We start from the raw sequence: 20,220 nt of genomic DNA on the forward strand, positions 1-20,220 counted from the left end.
GTTAACGCGGTAACCTGAGCGGTTATATACATGTCTAACAATTCCGCTGAGCCCCCGGCGTGCCGTTGAATTTGGCCGGGTCGAATCGGGTAAGTAAATGAGTATGCCTTTGGGCCACGAAAACCTGGCCGAAGCGTTCGCGGACCTCGCCGCTGAACTGCAGTTCGATCGGGGATCTCCGGACACGCTGCAATCGATCGTCCATTCCGCGGCGCGGATCGTTCCTGGGGCGCGGTGGGCGGGCATCTCGCTGGTCGACGGCGAGACCGTCATGCCGAAAGTCCCGACCAGCCCCGCTGTGGCGGAGCTTGACGAGATGCAGTCCGAGCTCAATGACGGGCCGTGCTTGACGTCGTTACGAGGCCACCGCACCGTGCTGGTGGATGACATGCGCACCGATCCGCGCTGGCCCAGATATGTCCATGCGGCACGGCAACAGGGCTTTCTCAGCCTGTTGTCGTTCCGGCTTTTCGTCGAGGGCAACACCCTTGGCGCGCTCAACATCTACAGCGACAAGAGCTGCGCCTTCACGTCGGACTCGATCGTCCAGGGCAAGGTGCTGGCCCAGCACGCCGCGGTGGCCATGTTCGGGGCCGCAGCGGAAGCACAGTTCGAAGCCGGACTGGCTACCCGCGACGTCATCGGCGAGGCCGAAGGCATACTCATGCACTGGTTGGACTTGACCAGGCTGCAGGCGTTCAGGCTACTGACCCGTCTCTCGCAAAAGTCCGACACTAAACTGGCCGAGATCGCCCGCTTGGTCGTCGAGCACCATCGATCCAAGCTGAAGGCTGCGAGTTCCTAGTCGATCTCGCCGGTCAGATCGAACTCGGCAAGGGTGCGCCGAGCCAGCTCACGCACAGCTTGCTTGGTGTTCTCGGCACCGGGTTGGTAGGCGTTGATGGTGAGATAGATCTTCGAGCCGCCGCTGCGCCAAGACTGGAGGGTCATTTGACCGCCGGTCTGCTCGAGCCACTGTCGCGTCACGTGCTGCCCGGTCGCCCGGGTCATGACAAGTTCGCCGTAGGTGCCGTCGAGGCGGCACACCAACGGGTCGAAGTCGCCGAGGTTGGAGCAGAGGATGGGCGCGTCGGGATCGGTGAATCCCGCGTCGACCATCCGTTTCAGCGCCTGTTTCGGGGTGAACGGGATCAGCGAGCGTAACTTCAGCGCCTCGTCCGGAGTCTCCCGCAGCGTGGCCAGCGCACGCGTGATCCCGGCACGAAGGTCACTCAAGTCCGTCGTTACCCCTGTCGGATCGACGCGGACGATCGCAATCGACATTGCGTTTGCACGCATGTCACCCTCAGTGCGGTCGTTCATCGGCAGATGCAAGGTGACCACACCGTCACCGTCACGCCGACGCCCCGCGTGCTCAGCGAATTTCGCGGCGAACGCCGCGACCAGCGTCTTACCCGTTCCGCCGAGTTCCTTTGCGCGGGCGTCCCATTCGGCCGCGTCGATCTGGATCCATGCGGCCGGCACGACGATAGGGTCATCGCCCTCACACGCGCGGAGCGGGACGGCTCGCGGGGCCGGCGACCGTGCGAGCTCGCGCCGCGCACGACGGGCCACCTTCGTCACCCCGACGAGAGCCCGGGCCACGTCTGGGGCGTCGCGCGCGGTCTCGCGGGCGTCCTGCACCGCCGCGCGCGCACGAGTACGTGATCCCGGGAGTGGATAGTCAAGGGCGGCACGGTTGCCCAGGGCGGCATCGACAACTGCAAGGGCGAGCCCGAGGCCGTCGAGCAGGTAGTGGGAAAGGACCAAGCTGACCGCGGTCGAGCCGTCGGTAAGAGGAAGCACGCCAAGATGCCAGCCGCTGCCCTGTTCTGCATCGATCGGCAGTTGTGAGCGTTCGTCGGCCCAGTCGCTGAGTTCGGTTCGTGGGCGCGCGTAGTCTGCGACATCGATGTCCGACGGTCCACGCTCCAAGACCCAGCGCGGCCGGCCGAACGGCAGTGGCGAGCGCTCGATGCGGCGTCCCACCAGCCCGTGGCTGAGATTGCGGTGAAAACTTCGCAGTTCGGCGAAGTCGATAGCGTGCTCATAAATCCATACGCATTGGATGACGAGGTTCAGACCGGCGGCGCGGTGGCCGGCAAACAAGCCTTGATCCACCAGCGCGAGCCGGTTGTCCGCCCTCGCATCACCGCGTGATGCGAGGGCCTCAACGAATGCGCGCGCCCGGCCAGGCCAATTCATCAGATGAGGGTAGCCGAGCCAGCCTGTCGGCCGGCGCGGTGCGGGATCAAGCGGTTTGCGCCTTTGCGCAGAGGGCCGTTTTCGCCTCGGTCGACTGCTTAGCAACGGCATCGGCCGGCTCGAATAGCGCGGTGCGACAGGGCTTTTCGAGCGCGTTGCCGACTCGCGCGAGCGGCGATGGTGCGTCGGCGCCGGTGCGCCGCAGCCTTTCGGCGCCCGCCCAGCCGGCCGGCCGGCCGGATAACCAGGCATCATGACTGATGCCCCTCCGCCGCACGATCACCGAAAGGCCGAAACCTCCGCGATGAAATTTGTGTTGGCCGTTTATGGAACGCGCGGCGATGCCGAGCCCGGTGTAGCTGTCGGTCGTGAGCTGTTGCGCCGAGGGCACGACGTGCGTATGGCCGTCGCGCCCGACCTGGTTGGCTTCGTTGAGTCGGCGGGCCTTACGGCGACCGCCTACGGGCCGGATGCGCGGGCCTGGCAGGACGTCCACCGCGACCTTTTGACGCGGTTGTTCCGCGCGCCCTGGAAGGTCCGCGAGCTCAAAGGCGCAATCCGCGAAGATCGGGAGCTGTTCAACCAGCTCTGGGACGAGATCAACAAGACGCTGATGTCGCTGGGGGACGGGGCAGACGTGCTGGTCGCCAGCGCCATTGGTGAGCAGTCCGCGGCCAACATCGCTGAGTACTACGACGTTCCGCTGGCGATGCTGCACACCTTCCCGATACGGGCCAGCGGCCAGCTGCTTCCGGGCCTGCCGACGCCGGTGGGCCGTTCCGCGATGCTCCTGTCCGAGCGGCTGAGTTGGCCCATGATGAAGAGGCGTGATGACGTGCAGCGTCGCGAACTCGGGCTACCGAAGGAAACGGGCCTGTGGTCGCGACGGATCGCCCAACGCGGAGCGCTGGAAATCCAGGCATATGACGACGTGTGCTTTCCCGGGCTGGCGGCCGAATGGGCGAAATCGGAGGGGCAACGCCCCTTCGTCGGTGCGCTGACGATCGAATTGCCCACCGATGCCGATGCGGAGGTCGCGTCATGGATCGCCGCGGGACCACCGCCGATCTTCTTCGGGTTCGGCAGCACGCTGGTCAAGTCTCCCGCCGAAACGGTGGCCATGATCGGCGCGGCTTGCGCGGAGATCGGCGAGCGGGCGTTGATCTGTTCCGCAGAGACCGACTTCAGCGACGTTCCGCATCTCGAGCACGTCAAGACCGTGGGTGCGGTGAACTACGCGGCCGCCTTTCCCGCCTGCCGCGCGGTCGTGCACCATGGCGGCACCGGCACCACGGCGGCGGGTCTGCGGGCCGGAGTTCCGACGTTGGTCCTTCCGACCTTCGGCGATCAAACGCTTTGGGGAAATCAGGTCAAAAGGCTGAAAGTCGGTTCTGCTCGGCGGTTTTCGAGCACCACCCGCGAATCGCTGGTCGCCGACCTGCGCCGCGTCCTGGCCCCGGAATGCGTCGCCCGGGCTCGTGAGATCTCGGCCCGAATGACCAAATCCGGCGAAAGCATTGCCGCCGCCGCGGACCTTTTGGAAGATCTCGCCGCGCGCCGACCGTGAGCTGAGCATCGGCCCCGGATGCGCGATGCCTGGGCGGGCATGGCACCCTATTGCACGTCTGTGCAGTGAGCGGAATGACGCTAGATGGGCGGGTCAATGCCGGCATGCGTATTCGGGCGTACCGACGCCGAGGTCGACTTCCTGGTGCGTGGCCAACGGTCGGGGATCGCGGTGGTCGGCTTCGGCTACATCGGAACCGTGATCGGTGCCGTGCTGGCGGACCGAGGCTGGCCGGTGACCGGGATCGACGTGAGGCAGAGCGTCGTCGACGAGATCAACCTGGGCAAGACCACCGTGCCCGAGCCGGGGCTCAGCGAGCTCGTGTCTGACAACGTACGGATCGGCCGGCTTCGCGCGACGACCGATTTCGGCGCCGTCGCGGACAACGATTTCGTGATCGTGAACGTCGGTACGCCGCTCGGTCCGGGCTACGAGCCCATCGTCGACGACATCAAGGCGGCCGCCCGGGCGGTGGGGGAGCACCTGCAGCCGGGCCACATCGTGATCCTCAAGAGCACGGTGCCGCCCGACACCACCGAAACCCTTGTGCTGCCGATCCTGGAACAGGCCTCGGGCCTACGCGCCGGCGTCGACTTCGGGTTGGCGTTCTGCCCCGAGCGGCTCGCCGAAGGCCAAGCGATCCACGAGCTCACGTCGATTCCCGTCGTGGTCGGCGCCGTCGACGAGCGCAGCGCCCGCGCTTGCGCGACGCTGTGGCGACATGCACTCGGAGTCGACTCTGTCGTCGTCGACAACCCCCGCACCGCCGAGATGGTCAAGCTGGCCGACAACCTCTGGGTGGACCTCAACGTCGCGCTTGCGAACGAGCTGGCCAAGGTATGCGACAGACTCGGCATGGACGCCCTGCAAGTCATCGACGCGGCCAACACGATGCCCAAGGGCGGCGGCGACGTGAACATCTTGCGGCCGAGCATGGGCGTCGGCGGTTACTGCCTGACGAAGGATCCGTGGTTCGTCAACCATCTGGGCGAGTCCGTGGGGTTGGAGCTGGCGATTCCGCGGACGTCGAGGACTGTCAACGACACAATGCCCGCATACACCTATGGGCTGCTCGAGCAGCTGCTCGCCGATCAGGGCAAGCCGCTCGAGACGAGCAGGATCGCGGTGCTGGGTATCGCGTTCAAGAACAACACCGGCGACTGCCGGCTCACACCCACCAAGTCCGTCGTCGACTTGCTCGAGGAGTCCGGCTGCGGGCTCTCCATCCATGACCCGTGGGTGACGGACGCGGAGGCCCGCACGGTGACAAAGATCCCCCTGACCGCAGACATCGAGACCGCGGTCGAGGATGCGGACGCGTTGGTGGTCCTCGCGGGCCACCGACAGTTCCACCAGATGCCCCTGGTCCGGCTCGCGGACCTGGCGGGGCCCCGGTGCGTGTTCCTCGACGGGCGGAATAGCTTCGACCCGGCAGCGGTGCGCACGGCTGGCTTCGTCTACAAGGGCATCGGCCGATAGGCGTGCCCAAACCCGAACTGAGAGAGCGTTCATGTCCAATGTCGTGGTGACGGGCGGCTACGGCTTCATCGGATCGCACCTGGTCGCCGCGTTGCTGGGCCGCGGAGACTCGGTCACGGTGTTCGACCTTCAAAAGGACACGCGCGACTGCGATCTCGACTTCGAGCGGCACCCCAACTTCCGGTTCGTGCAGGGCGACGTGACCGATATGGACGCGCTCGAGAAGGCGCTCACCCCCGACGTCGACAGGGTCTTCCACCTGGCCGCGATCGTCGGCGTCGAAAACTATCTCAAAGACCCGCTGCGGGTTCTCGATGTCAACGTGACCGGCACTCGCAACGTCCTCGAAGTGAGCCATCGGCACCAGGCGCATGTGGTGTTCGCCAGCACATCCGAGGTGTTCGGGAAGAACCCGAACCCGCCGTTCGCCGAGGACGACGATCGCGTCCTCGGCTCCTCAAGAACCGCGCGGTGGAGCTACAGCACCAGCAAGGCCATGGCCGAACATCTCGTCTTCGCGATGCATGCGTCCCGCGCGTTGCCGGTGACGGTGGTTCGCTACTTCAACGTCTATGGCCCGCGGCAACCTCCGATTTTCGTGATTTCGCAGAGCATTCACCGGATCCTCAATGGCCGCAGGCCGTTGCTCTACGACTCAGGTGACCAGACGCGGTGCTTCACCTATGTCGACGACGCGGTCGCCGGAACCTTGCTCGCGGCCGAGAGCGGCGCGGCGATCGGTGCGGCCTTCAACATCGGCAGTATGACCGAGACGACGGTGCGCGACGCCGTCGCTCTGGCGATCAAGATCGCGGATGTCGCCTCGGTGACGGATGCCGAAACTGTCGACACTGCAGCGCGTTACGGGGATCGCTACGAGGACATCCCGCGCCGAATCCCCGATTCGACCAAGGCGCAGCGGGAGCTGAGTTGGCGCCTCCGGATAGACCTCGAGGAGGGGATTCGTCGCACCATCGATTGGGCACGGGCGAATCCCTGGTATCTCAAGGGATTTGCCGCGCATCAATCTGTTGCTGGAGGTTCAACTGAACGAGATCAGTAAAGAGTGCCGCCTATGCGGATCGACTGGCCCACATCGGCCCCTTGTGGTTCGCGAAATGATGTTCGGGACCCGCGAGCGGTTCGACTACTACCTTTGCGCCGCGTGTGAGACGTTACAAATTGTGCGCGTGCTCGAGGGTGATGAGCTGATGCGCCACTATCCCCGGAATTATCACTCGTACAACGAGCCCCGGCTTCTCCGATGGCTCATCACGCAGCAGGACCGCTACAAGTTGCGCGCCGGCGGCCGGCTCGTCGGCCGTCTGCTGACCCGGCGCCTGCCCGACGGTATCCTTCGCCTTCTGCTCGGCGGAGACGTGCTCGGCATGCTCGCTGCGCTTCCGCTTGACCATGACGCGCGGATTCTGGACGTCGGCTGCGGTAGCGGCTTGCTGCTCGACCGATTGGCCAGGGTCGGATTCAGCGACTTGTGCGGCGTGGATCCGTTCATCGCGGGCGATGGCCGGACGCCGCGAGGAGTGCCGCTGCTCAAGCGCGATTTCAGCGAGGTGACAGGCGAATTCGATCTCATCATGTTCAATCATTCGCTCGAGCATGTTCCGGACCCGGTCGCCATGCTCAAGGTCGCGCGCGATATGCTCGCCGCCGGAGGCATGTGCCTGGCTCGCGTTCCGACGACCTCGTCGGACGCGTGGGCCAGTTATGCGGCCGACTGGGTGCAGATCGATGCCCCTCGGCATTTCGTCATACCGTCGTGTCAGTCAATGGCATTGGCAGCCGAGAGGGCCGGGCTGCGGGTGGAACAGACGATCGATGATTCGAATCTGGGTCAGTTTCTGGGGAGCGAAGCCTATCGAAGAGACGTCGGGGTGACCGACCCGCAGATCCTTCGGATGTTCGGGCCAAGGCAAATGTGGAAGTGGGCAAAGCGCGCGGATCGGCTCAACAGCCAGGGCCGCGGCGACCAGAAGGGTTTTGTCCTGCGGGCCAAGTGATCCCGTCAGATGGCCCCCGCGCCCCTTGCCACCAGCGAGAGCGCAACCACCGCAAAGATCGCCGCCAAAACCTGCGCACGGTGGGCCAACGCCCATTCATGCAGCGGTTGCAGCGCCGCTTTGGTTTTCTCCGGCGTGAGCAGATAGCTCAACAGGGTGATCTCGAAAACCGCGAGCATTCCGACGACGAATGCGATGGCGGCGATCACCTGCGTGCCGATCGGGGCTCCCGACGCCACGATGGTGGTGTCTACGAGCAGGACCAACAGCGGGCCCGGCAGGATGGACATGCCGACCACCAACGCCACCCACAATGACCCGTTTTCCCACGCATCGTTGGCACGGCCGACCAGCCGACGTATGGCAGATCCGCGTTCGTTCGCCGCATCGGTTTCGCCGCCCCGCGGCAGCGAAACCGCGGCCGGTGTTGAGTCGAGCGCCACGGTCGAGGAGTTGGCGACCGGTGCCGGCGCGCTTCGCCGCGCGCGTGAGCGCACCACGATCAGCGCTGCGATCGCCAGCCCGAGTACACCCAGGCCGAGTTGGATGTGCCGGGCCATGGAATTTGGGCCCGCGGTGGCCAATTCATGTGCAGTAGATCTGAACGCCGGCATGACGTGCAGCGCCACCAGCGGGACCAACAGGGCGGGAACGTTTGTGATCAGGCAACCGATCCAGCAGGCGAGCAGGCTTTGCACCGGCCGCGGCCGCGAAATCAGGAGAAGGATGAGGCCGAGAAGCACGGGATTGAGCGCCCACAGAAGCGCCATCCCGAGCACGGAACCCCACACCGGCCGAGACACTACCCTGTCGACTCCCGGCCGCGGGGGTCGCGGTCCCGGTCCGCACGGCGGGCCGGCGTCGACGGCCTTCCTACACGGGGCCCGCTGGTCAGCCGGCGTGTCTCAAGCCAGCGAAGTTCTCCAGGAGATCGGCGGTGTTGGCAACGCTTTCGGTGGGTTTCGTTGTCCGGGTGGCCACGTCGCGTGCCCGCGCGGCATAGTCGTCGTCGAGGATCGTGCGCAGGTCCTCAACCAGCGATTCCTGGCTGGCGGTTGAAAAGCGGCGCCCGAAGCCAACTTTCAGCCGCTTCACCTGTGCCGCCCAAAGTGCTTGATCGGGCGCCGTCCACAGGATCAACATGGGGACTCCGGCACGCAGTCCCGCGGCTATGGTGCCCATGCCGCCGTGGTGCACGACCGCGCGGCAAGTGGGAAACACGGCCGCGTAGTTCACCGCGTCCACCACCTTGACGTGGTCGAATTGCGGGAGATCGCCGAAGTCACTCCAGCCGGAGCAGACCACCGCTCGCTCGCCCAACTGGGCGCACGCCGCGCCGATCATGGCGAGCGTGTCGGCCGGAGATTTGACCGGGGTGCTGCCGAAGCCGAAAAAAATGGGTGGCGTTCCCGCGGCAATCCATGACGCGACCTCCTCATCGGCGTCCGTGGGCATTTCGATCGTCAGCGCGCCGGCGAAGGGGCGTTGGGAGATCGATGCCGCCCATTCGGCCGCCAGCCCGGGGAAACAGACTTCTTCGTAGGCCTGAATTTCCAGCGATCCGCGCTCGGTGATCCGTCGCGGAGCGGAGCGCGTCGCCTTCGGCAGGCCCAGCTCCCGGCGCTGCACGTCGTCGAACTTCTTCATCCCGCGCCAACCCACCCACTCGTACGCCCTTACCGCGGAGCGGCACCATGCCGGCGACAGGAACGGCAGGACCTGGCCGTTGACCCGTACCGGTGCCAGATGCAGTGTGGCCAACGGAATGTCGTAATACTCAGCGACATTGGCGGCGGGCTGCTCGAAATTCAGAAAGGTGATCAGCAGGTCGGCGCCGTCCGCCAGCGACCGCAGCGTAGCGTTGATCTCCGCCCAGTAGTTGGTGACGGATTCCCCGATCTCGCGCCACGACCGGATCAGATCCCGCACCTTCCAGAAGTTCTGGAATGAGCGTGTCCATAGGTCGCGGTGCGCGCCCCACCACTCGCGCGTATCCGGCCCGTAGGCGACGGCCGTGAGTCCAGCGGCCTCGGCGAAGCCGACCAGATCGGGCGGCACTGCCATGCGCACGTCGTGTCCGCGGCGCAGCAGTTCGCGGCCGACAGCGACGCACGGCTCCACATCGCCACGCGTCCCGTAGCTCGCCAGCACACATTTCATCGCGCATCCCGCGGCATCGGAATCTCCCTCTAAGCTGCAGCGAACTGCGCTATATGTCTGGCTTTAGGCCGTTTACGGCTAATCGCGATGTGACTATAACGGAGTGGTGACCCCGGGCCGCCGCGAATTGTCAACTGACCCGCCTCATCTGCCGCCGATGCCGCCGACGATCAGCGACATCCCGCCCAGCGCGATCATCGTCACCAAAATTTTGCGGCGGTGCGCCAATGCCCAGTCGTGTAGCCGTTGCAGGAGTGTCTCCGTTTTCGTCGGCATGGCCAAGTAACTGACGAGGGTGACCTCGGCGATCGCGAGCACCCCGATGACGAACGCGATGGCGGCGCCGACCTGCGTGCCGAGCGCGGCTCCCGAGGCCACGATGATGGCGAACAGCAGCAGACCGACATCGGGTTCTACGCCGCCGAATGCCAAGCCGATCACGAACGCGACCCACAAGGATCCGTTTTCCCAGGCGTGGTGGACGCGGCCGAGCAGCCGCCGCAATGCCGGCTTGTCCTCGGTGGCCGCATCCCGGGCGCGGTCCAGCACCCGCGACATCATGAGTGGTGTGTTGCGGTCCAGCAGCCGGGTCGAGGTGTCGCCGCCTACCGGCTGGTGTTCGGGCTGACGCCGGCGGGTCACCGAGCGCACGATGATCAGCGCGGCGACGCATAGCGCAAGCACGCCCATGCCGATCCGGACCTCCCGGACGATGGTGCCCGTCGCCAGATCGTCGGCAAGCGATTTGAACGTCGGCGTGACGTGCAGCAGTGTCAGCGGAACCACCACGGCCGGAATGCACCCGCCCAGGCAGCCGACGCCGTAGGCGAGCAGGTTGTGAATGGGCCGCGGCCGGGAGATCACCAGAAGCATGATGGTCAGGCGCACGGGGTTCAGTGCCGTCACAAGTGCCAGCGCCAGCACCGAGCCCCACATGGCCGGACACACTACCTTGGCCGTTTGCTCCTGCGATGATTCCCGCGAGAGCGCCCCCGGCATGACGATCAACAATGTTGCGCCGCAACAGGTTACGCTCAATTCCGGGACCAGCGGTCAGGAAGACGCCGGCCAGAAGTACGGTACGACGATGGACAACGTGCTCGATCCGTTCGACCAGCTCACGTTCGACGCGGAGCGAGCGACGGGAGTCGCGTCGATTCCGCATCCGTTCTGGGTGTACAGCCGCCCGGTCGACATCGACGGTTTGCGGAGGTTCCATCATCATCTCCAGCGGGGACGGCTGGCCCGCCGCATCGAACCGTCACGATTGCGGTTCGGACGCCACCGGTGGGTATCGGCCGGGCGTCCGCCCGAGATCGAGATCGCCGCGACGCCTCGCCCGCGTGCGGAACTCGACGCCTGGCTCGACGAGCAGGCCGCCAAACCGATCGATGCCCGAACCGGGCCCGAATGGCGCCTTGCTGTGCTGCCCTTCAGCGACGGCGGCGCGGCGGTGAGCTTGGCCGTCTCGCATTGCCTCGTCGACGGGGTCGGGTTGTTGGAGGCGATGGCGGATGCGGCCGATGGCCGCGATCACCCGAGCAGCTGGCCCGGCGCCGGGTCGCGCCGGCGGTGGCAGGCCGTGCGCGAAGATGCCGGTCAAACCGTGCGCGACATCCCCGCTCTCGGCCGCGGCGCCGCCGCCGCGGCACGGCTGACCCGGCGTGCCCTGCGCCAGGGCGCCGCAGCCGCGCCGTCCACCACGCCACTTCGGCTGCCCGCCGGCTACGACGAACCGCTCACGCCCCCAACCGCAACGGTCTTCGTCGATGCCGGCGAATGGGAGACCCGCGCCCGCACGCTGGGCGGGACCAGCAACGTGCTGCTGCTGGGACTGGCGGCGCACCTGGCAAAGCGAATGGGACGGATCACCGCGGACGGGTCGGTCCTGGTGAAGATGCCGGTCAATGAGCGCGCCGCCGGGGACACGCGCGCCAACGCGGTCAGCCATCTCACCGTCACGGTCGATGCCGCACCCGCGACCACTGACCTGCGCGAGATTCGGACCGCGGTCAAGGGAGCGCTGACCAGCCACCAGGAGTCGCGCGACGACGAGCGGGCGGTGCTGGCGTTCGTTCCCCTGTTGGGCCTGTTGCCCAAGCGTCTTGTCCGGCTCGTCGACAACGCCGTCGTCTCGTCCAACCTCGGGGTGATCAGCCCGGCCGTCGTGCGGCCGGACGGTACCGACGCCGACCTCTTCGCCGCGAGGCTTTCCTACCGGGGCGTGACCAAGGAGTTGATGCACCGTCTGGGCGGAGCCCTGTACGTGCTGTCGGGCACCGCGCAGGGCCAGGTCTTCATCTCGGTCACCGTCCATCACCCGGGCTATGCCAATTCGAATGAAGCTTTGCGCCAAGACCTTTCGGCCGCCTTGACTGACTTCTCGCTCACCGGGACGTATCTCGGGGCGCCCCCGGTCGCACACCGCTGACGACGACCACCAGCGTCGGTGCGGGGCCTTCGCCGTCGCGAGCGCTTTTACACACACGTACTATTACCCCGTTTGACCGGGTTCGGTGCGGTGCGGCAGCCGAGGGATCGAGGAGAGGCCAATGACAACCGTCTTGTTCGTGCTCGGGATGGCCCGATCCGGCACCTCCGCGATGACGCGCGTTCTATCCCTGTCTGGTGCCGCACTTCCGCCCGGCATGATCGGCGCCGCCAAAGCCAATCCGCGCGGCTTCTGGGAACCACGCCAGGCCAGTTACCTCAACGAGAAAATCCTGCGCCGCCACGACAGCGCCGCCACCGACCCCACCCTGCGCCTCCACGAAGAAGCCGCCGACGGACGCGACATCGCCGAGATCAACTCCTATCTCGCGAAGCTGCCGCCGTCGGACCTCTACGTCATCAAGGATTTGCAGATGGCCCCGATCGCCCCGCTGTGGTTCGAGGCCGCCCGTATAGCCGGCTACCAGGTCGGCACCGTGATCGCGCTACGCCACCCCCACGAAGTCATCAAATCCGTCACCGCGATGATGCCGATCGTCAAACCCGAACTCGCCGCCGCGCTGTGGCTGAAAAACAGCCTGCTCGCCGAGCGCTACACCCGAGGCCGGCCGCGCGTGTTCGTGGAGTATTCCTACCTTCTCGAGGATTGGCGCCGGGAGGTCAAACGCATCTCCACGACCCTCGATGTCGATCTCAACCCCGACGAGCCCGCCATCAACGAATTCCTCGCCGCCGACGATCGTCACCAGCGGGCCGACGGTTCCCCATGCCCGGAACCATTCGGCACCGAGTGGCTGACTACGACCTACCGCAATCTGCGCCGGGCCGCTGGCGGCGACACGTGGAGCCACCAGGAGCTGGACCAGGTCTTCTCCGACTACCGGGCCAGCGAACAGCGCCTGCGCACCGCGTTCGACAACTATCGGCGCGTAGTCAGGGCGCAGCGCTTCGTTCCGCGCAAACTCATCTTCGAACTCGCCGCACTCGCCCACCGGCGCAAAGGCACCTGGGCCTAGACAAGCCGCTTCGATTAGCCGCACCGGAAGTGAAAGGCCAAGACCAGCAATGAAATTCGCGCTTGCAACCTTCGGCAGCCGCGGCGATGTCGAGCCGTGCGTCGCGATCGGGCGTGAGCTGCTGCGCCGCGGGCACGACGTGCGCATCGCCGTCCCACCCGATTTGGTCGGCTTCGCCGAGTCGGTTGGGCTTGCGGCGGTCGCCTTCGGGCCGGAGGTGCAGCCCATCCTGGACGCGCACCGCACCTTTTGGACGGATTTCTTCCGAAACTTCTGGAGAGTCCGGCACCTGGTCAGGCTGCGGCACGAGATAGCGGATCCCGTCATTCATCGCTGGGATCAGATCTGCGCCTCGCTGAAGTCGCTGGCCGACGGTGCCGATCTCCTGGTCAGCGGGCTGAATTTCGAGCAGGCCGCAGCCAATGTCGCCGAGTACCACGACATTCCACTGGCCACGGTGCACATCTTTCCCGTTCGCGCCAGCGGGCAGTTCCTGTCCGTTCTGCCGGCGCCGGTGGGACGTAGAGCGATGCGCGTGTACGAGTCGGTCGCCTGGCGCGCGGCGAAAAAGCTCGAGGACGCCCAGCGCGCCGCACTGGGCCTTCCGAAAGCGACTGGCCCGCTGCCGCGGCGGATCGCCGAGCGCGGCTGGGTGGACATCCAGGCCTACGACGAGGTCTGCTTTCCCGGGCTGGCAGCCGAATGGGCGGAATGGGACGGCCACCGGAGTTTTGCCGGTGCGCTGACGCTGGACTTGCCGACGTCGGCCGATGACGACGTCGCGTCGTGGATCGCCGCGGGAACACCGCCGATTTTTTTCAGCTTCGGCAGCACCCCGGTCAAGTCTCCGGCCGACACGATCGCCATGATCGGCGCGGCCTGCGCGCAGTTAGGCGAGCGTGCGCTGGTGTGCGCCGCCGGGACCCACTTCGGCGACGCCGGCCGTTTCGAGCATGTCAAGGTCGTCAATGCGTTGAATTACGCGACGATCTTTCCGGCCTGTCGCGCCGTCGTGCATCACGGCGGCACGGGCACCACGGCCTCGGGGCTGCGCGCCGGAGTTCCCACGCTCATCCTCTCGACGGACATCGATCAGACGATTTGGGGCGCGCGGGTCAAACGCCTGAACGTCGGCACCGCCCGGCGCTTTTCGAGCGCCACCGAGCAATCGCTTGTCGAGGACCTGCGCCAGATCCTCGCCCCGGATGTCGTCGCGCGGGCCCGCGAGCTGGCCGCCCGAATGACCACCTCGGCCGAAAGCGCTGCGGCGGCAGCTGATTTGGTGGAAAAGTACGCCCGGCCGGCCAGCGATCGCTAAGACGGACTGGTCGTCCGAGGCGAGGCTTGGGCCGCGCGGGCCAGGGTTTCCGGTGTGATCGACATCACACGATGACCCCCGGTCACCCCCCTTGTTGACCCGCTATTGGACTCAAGTAGGGTAGTCATCTTGTTCCACTCATGTCGACTAGATGTTCGGGAGATCTGGGAGAAGTGGTGAGTCTCAATCCGCTTGACGATGACGATGGCAGGTTTCGGGTCTTGGTCGATGGCGAGGAGCAACACGGCCTGTGGCCGACCTTCGCCGATGTGCCGGCCGGCTGGGGGACGGCTCACGGCAAATCGGACCGGATCGCTCGCGTCGGCCGCATCGAACTCAACTGGACTGATATACGGCCGACGAATCTGCGCGAGCGGCTGTTAGCAACGCGGTCTTCTAACAGGTGACCCGGCCGGAGTCGGGGACTTCGGGGGAACTAAGCAGTCGGGTATTTCCGCTCACGCGGGGACAACGCGACATCTGGCTGGCCGAGGAAACGGGTCGGTTCGGCGCCAAGTGGCAACTGGGCGTGCTGGTGCGAATCGCGGGTCCGGTCGACGCCCGTCTGTTCGAGTCGGCGGTTCGCCAAGTGGTGCGCGAGGCCGAATCGTTCAGGGTTTCCGTTTTCCAGGTGGATGGCCACGTTTTCCAGAGGGTCGTCGATTATCCGGACGTCGAGCTCGCTCGCTACGACCTGGTGGGATCGCAGGATCCCGCACAGGACGCGTATCGGTTGGCGGCTTCAATCCAGGGCACGTTGATGCCGTTCAGCGGCCCGCTGTTCAAGTTCGCGTTGTTGCAGACCCGGTCAGACGAATTCTATTTCTTTGCGTGCTGCCATCACATCGTGGCGGATGGGCTGGGCCTGGGCCTTTTCTGCCATCGTATTGCGGCTGTTTACAACGCAATTGCTTCGGGACAACAGATTCCTCCCGCATTCTTCGGCACGTTGCGCGATCTGATCGACGCCGAACTCGAGTACGAGGCGTCGGCTGAATATCTCGACGATCAGGCGTATTGGACTGAAAACCTGCCGCCGGAAACCGAAGTGCGTTATCGGTCAACGCATGCCGGAGACGGGACTGATTCGGATGGGTGTTCGGCACCCGTTGAACTGGATCCCGTCGTCGTATCCGGGATTCGTGAGTTCTCCCAGAAGTTGGGGGTTCGCCGCTCGGCGGTGATCACGGCGGCGTGTGCGTTGCTCGTGCGCGGATATGACGCGGAAAGCACAGACGTCGTGCTCGACCTTCCGGTAAACCGGCGGGTGCGTCCGGAAACACGACTGGTGCCCGGGATGGTTTCCGGCGTGGTCCCGCTGGTGTTCAGGGCTTCGCCGGGCGCGACGGTCGCCAGCTTCTGCGAACACGTCGGCACCCGAATGGGAGAGGCGTTGCGGCATCAGCGATTCCCGGTGCATGCGATGGAGCTGGCCGCCCGTTCCCGCGACTCCGGGCGGACGCCGAACCGGGTGATCGTCAATTTCATCCCGCCCACCTATATGTCCGATCTCGCCGGCTCCCCGGCATCGGCGACTCTGACCAATTCCGGCCTCGTGGATCAGTTCGGGCTGCTGTTTACCAGGGACGGCGATCAGCTTTTCCTGAGCACCGCGGGCGCTGGGCATCTGTTTACGAATTCCGATGTCGACGATTTGGCGCGGCGGCTGGAACGCGTGCTGGCGGCGATGATCGCCGACCCTGGGCGGTCGTTGTCGTCAATAGACGTCCTGACCGGCGGTGAGCACGCCGAGTTGGATGCCTTCGGCAACCGGGCGGTGCTGACCAACCCGACGAGCGCACCGGCGTCGATTCCGCAGTTATTCGCCGCGCAGGTGGCGCGTACCCCCGACGCGGTGGCGCTGACATGCGGGGAGCATTCGTGGACGTACCGCGAATTCGACGAGACCGCGAACCGGTTGGCCCACCTGCTGCGCGCTCAAGGCGCGCAACCGGGTGAGTATGTCGCGCTGTTGTTTTCGCGATCGGCCGAGGCGATCGTCGGTCTCGCGGCGGTGCTCAAGACCGGGGCGGCGTATCTGCCGGTCGACCCCGCGCTTCCGGAGGCCCGCATCGAGTTCATGCTCGCCGACGCCGCGCCGGTTGCGGCGATCGCAGCACCCGGGCTGCGAGCCCGCTTAGACGGGTACGCGCTGCCGGTCATCGATGTCGACGACCCCGCCGTTGCGAGCCAACCCAGCCGCGCGTTACCCGGACCGGCCCCCGACGACATCGCCCACCTCATCTACACCTCGGGCACGACCGGCGTCCCCAAGGGTGTGGCGGTCACTCACCGCAGCGTGACCCAGCTGGTCGCAACGCTGGATGCCGGATCGCCCCGCGAAGGCGTCTGGTCGCAGTGGCATTCGCTGGCCTTCGACGTCTCGGTGTGGGAGATCTGGGGCGCGCTGTTGCGCGGCGGGCGGTTGGTGGTGGTGCCCGAAGAGGTGGTCGGGTCCCCGGATGACTTGCGCGCGTTACTGGTCGCCGAACATGTCAGCGTCCTGTGCCAGACCCCCTCCGCGGTCGCGGCATTGTCGCCCGACGGGCTGGAGTCGACGGCGTTGATCGTGGCCGGTGAGGCCTGCCCGGCCGATGTGGTGGACCGCTGGGCGCCCGGCCGGGTGATGATCAACGCCTACGGCCCGACCGAGACCACGGTGTACGCGGCGACGAGTGCGCCGCTGCGGGCGGGACTGGGTGCGCCCATCGGCTCGCCGGTGCCCGGGGCGGCTCTGATGGTGCTCGACGGGTGGCTGCGGCCGGTGCCGGCGGGCGTGGTCGGCGAGCTGTATGTGGCGGGCGAGGGCGTGGCTTGCGGGTACCTGCGCCGGGCCGGGCTGACGGCGGCGCGGTTTGTGGCATGCCCATTCGGTCCGGCGGGGACGCGGATGTACCGCACCGGGGACCTGGTGTGTTGGGGCGCCGACGGACAGCTGCAGTATCTGGGGCGCGCCGACGAGCAGGTCAAGGTCCGCGGGTACCGCATCGAACTCGGCGAAGTCCAGGCGGCGTTGGCCGGCCATCCGCGGGTGGCGCAGGCGGCGGTGATCGCCCGTGCGGATGGCGCGGGTGGCGAGCAATTGGTGGGCTATGTGGTGCCGGATCAGCAGATGATGCTGGTCCGCGAGCCAGAGCGCGAAAAGCAGCTCGTCCAGCAGTGGTCCGGCGTGTACGAGGGTCTGTATTCGTCCGGCGCGCCGGCGGAGTTGGGCGACGATTTCGGGGGCTGGGTCAGCAGCTATACCGGCGCGCCGATTCCGCTGGAGCACATGCGCGACTGGCGCGCGGCCGCGGTGGACCGGATCCGCGGGTTGCATCCCCACCGGGTGTTGGAGATCGGGGTGGGTTCGGGGCTGTTGCTGGCCCAGCTCGCCCCGGAATGTGACGAGTATTGGGGTACGGACTTCTCCGCGCCGAGCATCCGGAGTTTGCAAGCGGCGGTGGCTTCGCAGTCGTGGGCTGATCGCGTGCGGTTGCGGGTGCAGCCCGCCGATGTGGCAGAGGGGTTGCCGCAGGGGCACTTCGACGTAGTCGTGCTCAACTCGGTGGTGCAGTACTTCCCGAGCGCGGGCTATCTGATGGATGTGCTGGCGCTGGCGATGCGCCTGCTGGCACCGGGCGGCGCGGTGTTCATCGGCGACGTGCGCAACCTGTCGCTGTTGCGGGCGTTTACCACCGGGGTGGTGTGCGCCGACACGACCGTTGGTGAGGACACCGCGGCGATGGTGCGTGAGCGGGTGCGCCGCGAGATGCTGGCCGACCAGGAACTGTTGCTGGCGCCCGAATTCTTCGCCGGGTTGCCGCAGTATGTGCCCGAGATCGGTGCGGTGGATGTGCGGCTCAAGCAGATGCGGGCGGCCAACGAGCTGAGCGGCTACCGCTATGAGGTGGTGTTGCGCAAGGCGCCGGTGGCGGCGCACTCGCTGGCGGATCTGGCGTCGCAGCAGTGGGAGCGGTTCGGCAGCGTGTCGGTGCTGGGGGAGTTTCTGCGCTCCCAGCAGTTGCCGGGGTTGCGGGTGAGCGGGGTGCCGCACGCGGGAATCTGGTCCGATGTGGCCCTGGCCGCGGCGTTGGCCGGCGCCGACGAGCGCGTGGCGGTCAGCGCGGTGCGCGCCGGGCTATCCACTCCGGATGCGTTGTCGCCGCACCAATGTCACCTGCTGGGCCGGCAACTGGGATACGCGACCGCGGTGACTTGGTCACCGATAGCGGGGTCGATGGATGTGATCTTCACCCGCGCCACCGACGCGGTCTGGTCGGATGTGTACCTGCCGGCTACCCCGGTGGGTTCGTTGAGTGGGCATGTCAACGATCCCGCCGCGATTGAACGGGCCGCGGAGCTGCGTGGCTATGTGGCCGGCCGGTTGCCGGAGTTCATGGTCCCGGCGGCGATCATGGTGGTCGAATCGCTGCCGTTGACGGCCAACGGGAAGCTGGACAGGCGGGCGTTGCCGGCCCCGGAGTTCGTCACTGCGGTCGCCTACCGGGCACCGCGTGATGGCCGAGAGCTGGTGCTGGCCGGCCTGTTCAGCGAGGTGCTCGGGGTGACGCAGGTCGGCATCGACGAGTCGTTTTTCGACCTGGGTGGGCATTCCCTGTCGGCGGCACGGCTGGTGGCGCGCGTGCGCGCCGAACGTGGTGTCGACGTCCCGATCCGGGCGGTGTTCGACGCACCGACCGTGGCCGGGTTGGCCGAATGGATCAGCGCGCATGCCGGAAAACACGCCGGTGCAGCTTTGGCCACGCGGCAGCGGCCTGCGCTGGTGCCGTTGTCGTTTGCTCAGCGCCGGTTGTGGTTCATCGATCAACTCGAGGGGCCGTCGCCCGTTTACAACATGGCGATGGCGTTGCGGCTGGAGGGGCGCCTCGATACCGAGGCGTTGGGCGTGGCGCTGGCCGACGTGGTGGGCCGCCATGAGAGCCTGCGCACTCTGCTTGCGGCGACTGATGGCGTGCCCCAACAGGTTGTGCTGCCCGCCGAGCGGGCGGACTTTGGTTGGCAGATCACCGATGCTGCCGGCTGGTCGGGCGAGGGGCTGGAAGAGGCCATTGCCGCGGCGGCGGGCCACAAGTTTGATCTGGCGAACGAAATTCCCTTGCGGGCAAGGCTTTTCCGCCTCGGCGACGAAGAACACGTCTTGGTGGCCGTGGTGCACCATTCCGCCGCCGACGGGTGGTCGTTAAGCGTGCTGGCCGCAGACATCGGTGTGGCGTACGGCGCCCGATCGGTTGGGCAGAAACCGGGCTGGACCGATTTGCCCGTGCAGTACGTCGATTACACGTTGTGGCAGCGCGAGCAGCTGGGCGACCTCGACGACAGCGACAGCCGGATCGCCGCCGAGTTGGCTTACTGGGAGCAACATCTGGCCGGGATGCCCGAGCGCCTGCAATTGCCCGCCGATCGGCCCTACCCGCCGGTCGCCGACTACCGCGGCGCCACCGTGGAGGTGGACTGGCCGGCCGAACTCCAGGTGCGGATAGCTCGGCTGGCCCGCGAGCACAAAGCCAGCAGTTTCATGGTGGTGCAGGCCGCCCTCGCGGTGCTGCTGTCCAAGCTCGGCGCCGGCAGTGATGTGCCCATCGGGTTCCCCGTCGCAGGGCGCCGCGATCCCGCGCTGGATGGGCTGGTCGGGTTCTTCGTCAACACACTGGTGCTGCGGGTGGAGCTCGCCGGAGATCCCACCGTCGCCGACGTGCTGGCCCAGGTGCAACACCGCAGCCTTGCCGCCTACGAGCACCAAGACGTGCCCTTCGAGGCGTTGGTGGATCGGCTCAACCCCAGCCGGAGCCTGACCCATCACCCGCTTGTGCAAGTGCTGCTGGCGTGGCAGAACTTCGCCGGAAAGGATGGTTACCCCGCCGCCGGGTTGGCTCTGGGCGATCTGCGGGTCACTCCGATGCCGGTGGACACGCACACGGCCCGAATGGACCTCACGTTCACCCTGTCCGAACGCTGGACCGAGGCCGATGAGCCCGACGGAATCGGCGGGACCGTGGAATTTCG

Annotated in this window: 15 protein-coding genes; 10 read left to right on the plus strand and 5 right to left on the minus strand. The window is 66.5% G+C overall.

Translation table 11 applies throughout. The annotated features are described in order from the left end of the window. Window positions 1–97 precede the first annotated feature (97 nt). Window positions 98–805 (plus strand): GAF and ANTAR domain-containing protein, encoded by a 708-nt coding sequence (locus AC5Y7E_RS22360; protein ID WP_499950794.1) that lies wholly within the window; start codon window positions 98–100, stop codon window positions 803–805. Here AC5Y7E_RS22360 and AC5Y7E_RS22365 read toward each other — a convergent pair. Beyond that, window positions 802–2,205: a hypothetical protein gene (locus AC5Y7E_RS22365; RefSeq protein WP_499950807.1), complete on the minus strand. Its 1,404-nt coding sequence runs from the start codon at window positions 2,203–2,205 to the stop codon at window positions 802–804. The genes AC5Y7E_RS22360 and AC5Y7E_RS22365 overlap by 4 nt on opposite strands. Before the next feature lie 46 nt (window positions 2,206–2,251). Then, window positions 2,252–2,596, minus strand: coding sequence for a hypothetical protein (locus AC5Y7E_RS22370; RefSeq protein ID WP_499950810.1), 345 nt, complete (start codon window positions 2,594–2,596; stop codon window positions 2,252–2,254). On the opposite strand from AC5Y7E_RS22370, the gene AC5Y7E_RS22375 reads away from it, so the two are divergent. The 4 genes from AC5Y7E_RS22375 to AC5Y7E_RS22390 all read left to right on the plus strand — a co-directional run bounded on the left by AC5Y7E_RS22375 (window position 2,510) and on the right by AC5Y7E_RS22390 (window position 7,269). Continuing rightward, entirely contained in the window at window positions 2,510–3,772 is a 1,263-nt protein-coding gene (locus AC5Y7E_RS22375) for a glycosyltransferase (RefSeq protein ID WP_499950808.1), read from the plus strand. The genes AC5Y7E_RS22370 and AC5Y7E_RS22375 overlap by 87 nt on opposite strands. A gap of 84 nt (window positions 3,773–3,856) precedes the next feature. Further along, a complete protein-coding gene (locus AC5Y7E_RS22380) occupies window positions 3,857–5,251 on the plus strand; it encodes a nucleotide sugar dehydrogenase (protein WP_499950795.1) in 1,395 nt (464 codons plus the stop codon). Window positions 5,252–5,282: 31 nt separating this feature from the next. Continuing rightward, the gene (locus AC5Y7E_RS22385) at window positions 5,283–6,314 is read left to right on the plus strand and encodes an NAD-dependent epimerase/dehydratase family protein (protein WP_499950796.1); all 1,032 of its coding nucleotides are present in this window, start codon (window positions 5,283–5,285) and stop codon (window positions 6,312–6,314) included. Next, entirely contained in the window at window positions 6,298–7,269 is a 972-nt protein-coding gene (locus AC5Y7E_RS22390) for a class I SAM-dependent methyltransferase (protein ID WP_499950809.1), read from the plus strand. The genes AC5Y7E_RS22385 and AC5Y7E_RS22390 overlap by 17 nt, the downstream gene beginning before the upstream one ends. Before the next feature lie 5 nt (window positions 7,270–7,274). On the opposite strand, the gene AC5Y7E_RS22395 is transcribed toward AC5Y7E_RS22390, so the two are convergent. The 3 genes from AC5Y7E_RS22395 to AC5Y7E_RS22405 form a co-directional block, all read right to left on the minus strand. Further along, window positions 7,275–8,060 (minus strand): GAP family protein, encoded by a 786-nt coding sequence (locus AC5Y7E_RS22395; protein ID WP_499950797.1) that lies wholly within the window; start codon window positions 8,058–8,060, stop codon window positions 7,275–7,277. Window positions 8,061–8,160: 100 nt separating this feature from the next. Continuing rightward, on the minus strand, window positions 8,161–9,429 hold the full coding sequence (locus AC5Y7E_RS22400) for a glycosyltransferase (RefSeq protein WP_499950798.1): 1,269 nt from the start codon (window positions 9,427–9,429) through the stop codon (window positions 8,161–8,163). A gap of 144 nt (window positions 9,430–9,573) precedes the next feature. Next, window positions 9,574–10,365, minus strand: coding sequence for a GAP family protein (locus tag AC5Y7E_RS22405; RefSeq protein ID WP_499950799.1), 792 nt, complete (start codon window positions 10,363–10,365; stop codon window positions 9,574–9,576). Between the two features lie 61 nt (window positions 10,366–10,426). On the opposite strand from AC5Y7E_RS22405, the gene AC5Y7E_RS22410 reads away from it, so the two are divergent. The 5 genes from AC5Y7E_RS22410 to AC5Y7E_RS22430 form a co-directional block, all read left to right on the plus strand. Next, entirely contained in the window at window positions 10,427–11,860 is a 1,434-nt protein-coding gene (locus AC5Y7E_RS22410) for a wax ester/triacylglycerol synthase domain-containing protein (protein WP_499950800.1), read from the plus strand. A gap of 121 nt (window positions 11,861–11,981) precedes the next feature. Continuing rightward, window positions 11,982–12,896 (plus strand): sulfotransferase family protein, encoded by a 915-nt coding sequence (locus AC5Y7E_RS22415; RefSeq protein ID WP_499950801.1) that lies wholly within the window; start codon window positions 11,982–11,984, stop codon window positions 12,894–12,896. Window positions 12,897–12,945: 49 nt separating this feature from the next. Then, window positions 12,946–14,214 (plus strand): glycosyltransferase, encoded by a 1,269-nt coding sequence (locus tag AC5Y7E_RS22420; protein WP_499950802.1) that lies wholly within the window; start codon window positions 12,946–12,948, stop codon window positions 14,212–14,214. A 176-nt stretch (window positions 14,215–14,390) separates the two neighbouring features. Further along, entirely contained in the window at window positions 14,391–14,621 is a 231-nt protein-coding gene (locus tag AC5Y7E_RS22425) for an MbtH family protein (protein WP_499921599.1), read from the plus strand. Next, window positions 14,618–20,220, plus strand: a 5,603-nt coding sequence (locus tag AC5Y7E_RS22430; protein WP_499950803.1) for an amino acid adenylation domain-containing protein, incomplete at its 3' end; no start/stop codon positions are given. The genes AC5Y7E_RS22425 and AC5Y7E_RS22430, both read left to right, overlap by 4 nt.

Source organism: Mycobacterium sp. NGS17, from assembly GCF_059813205.1.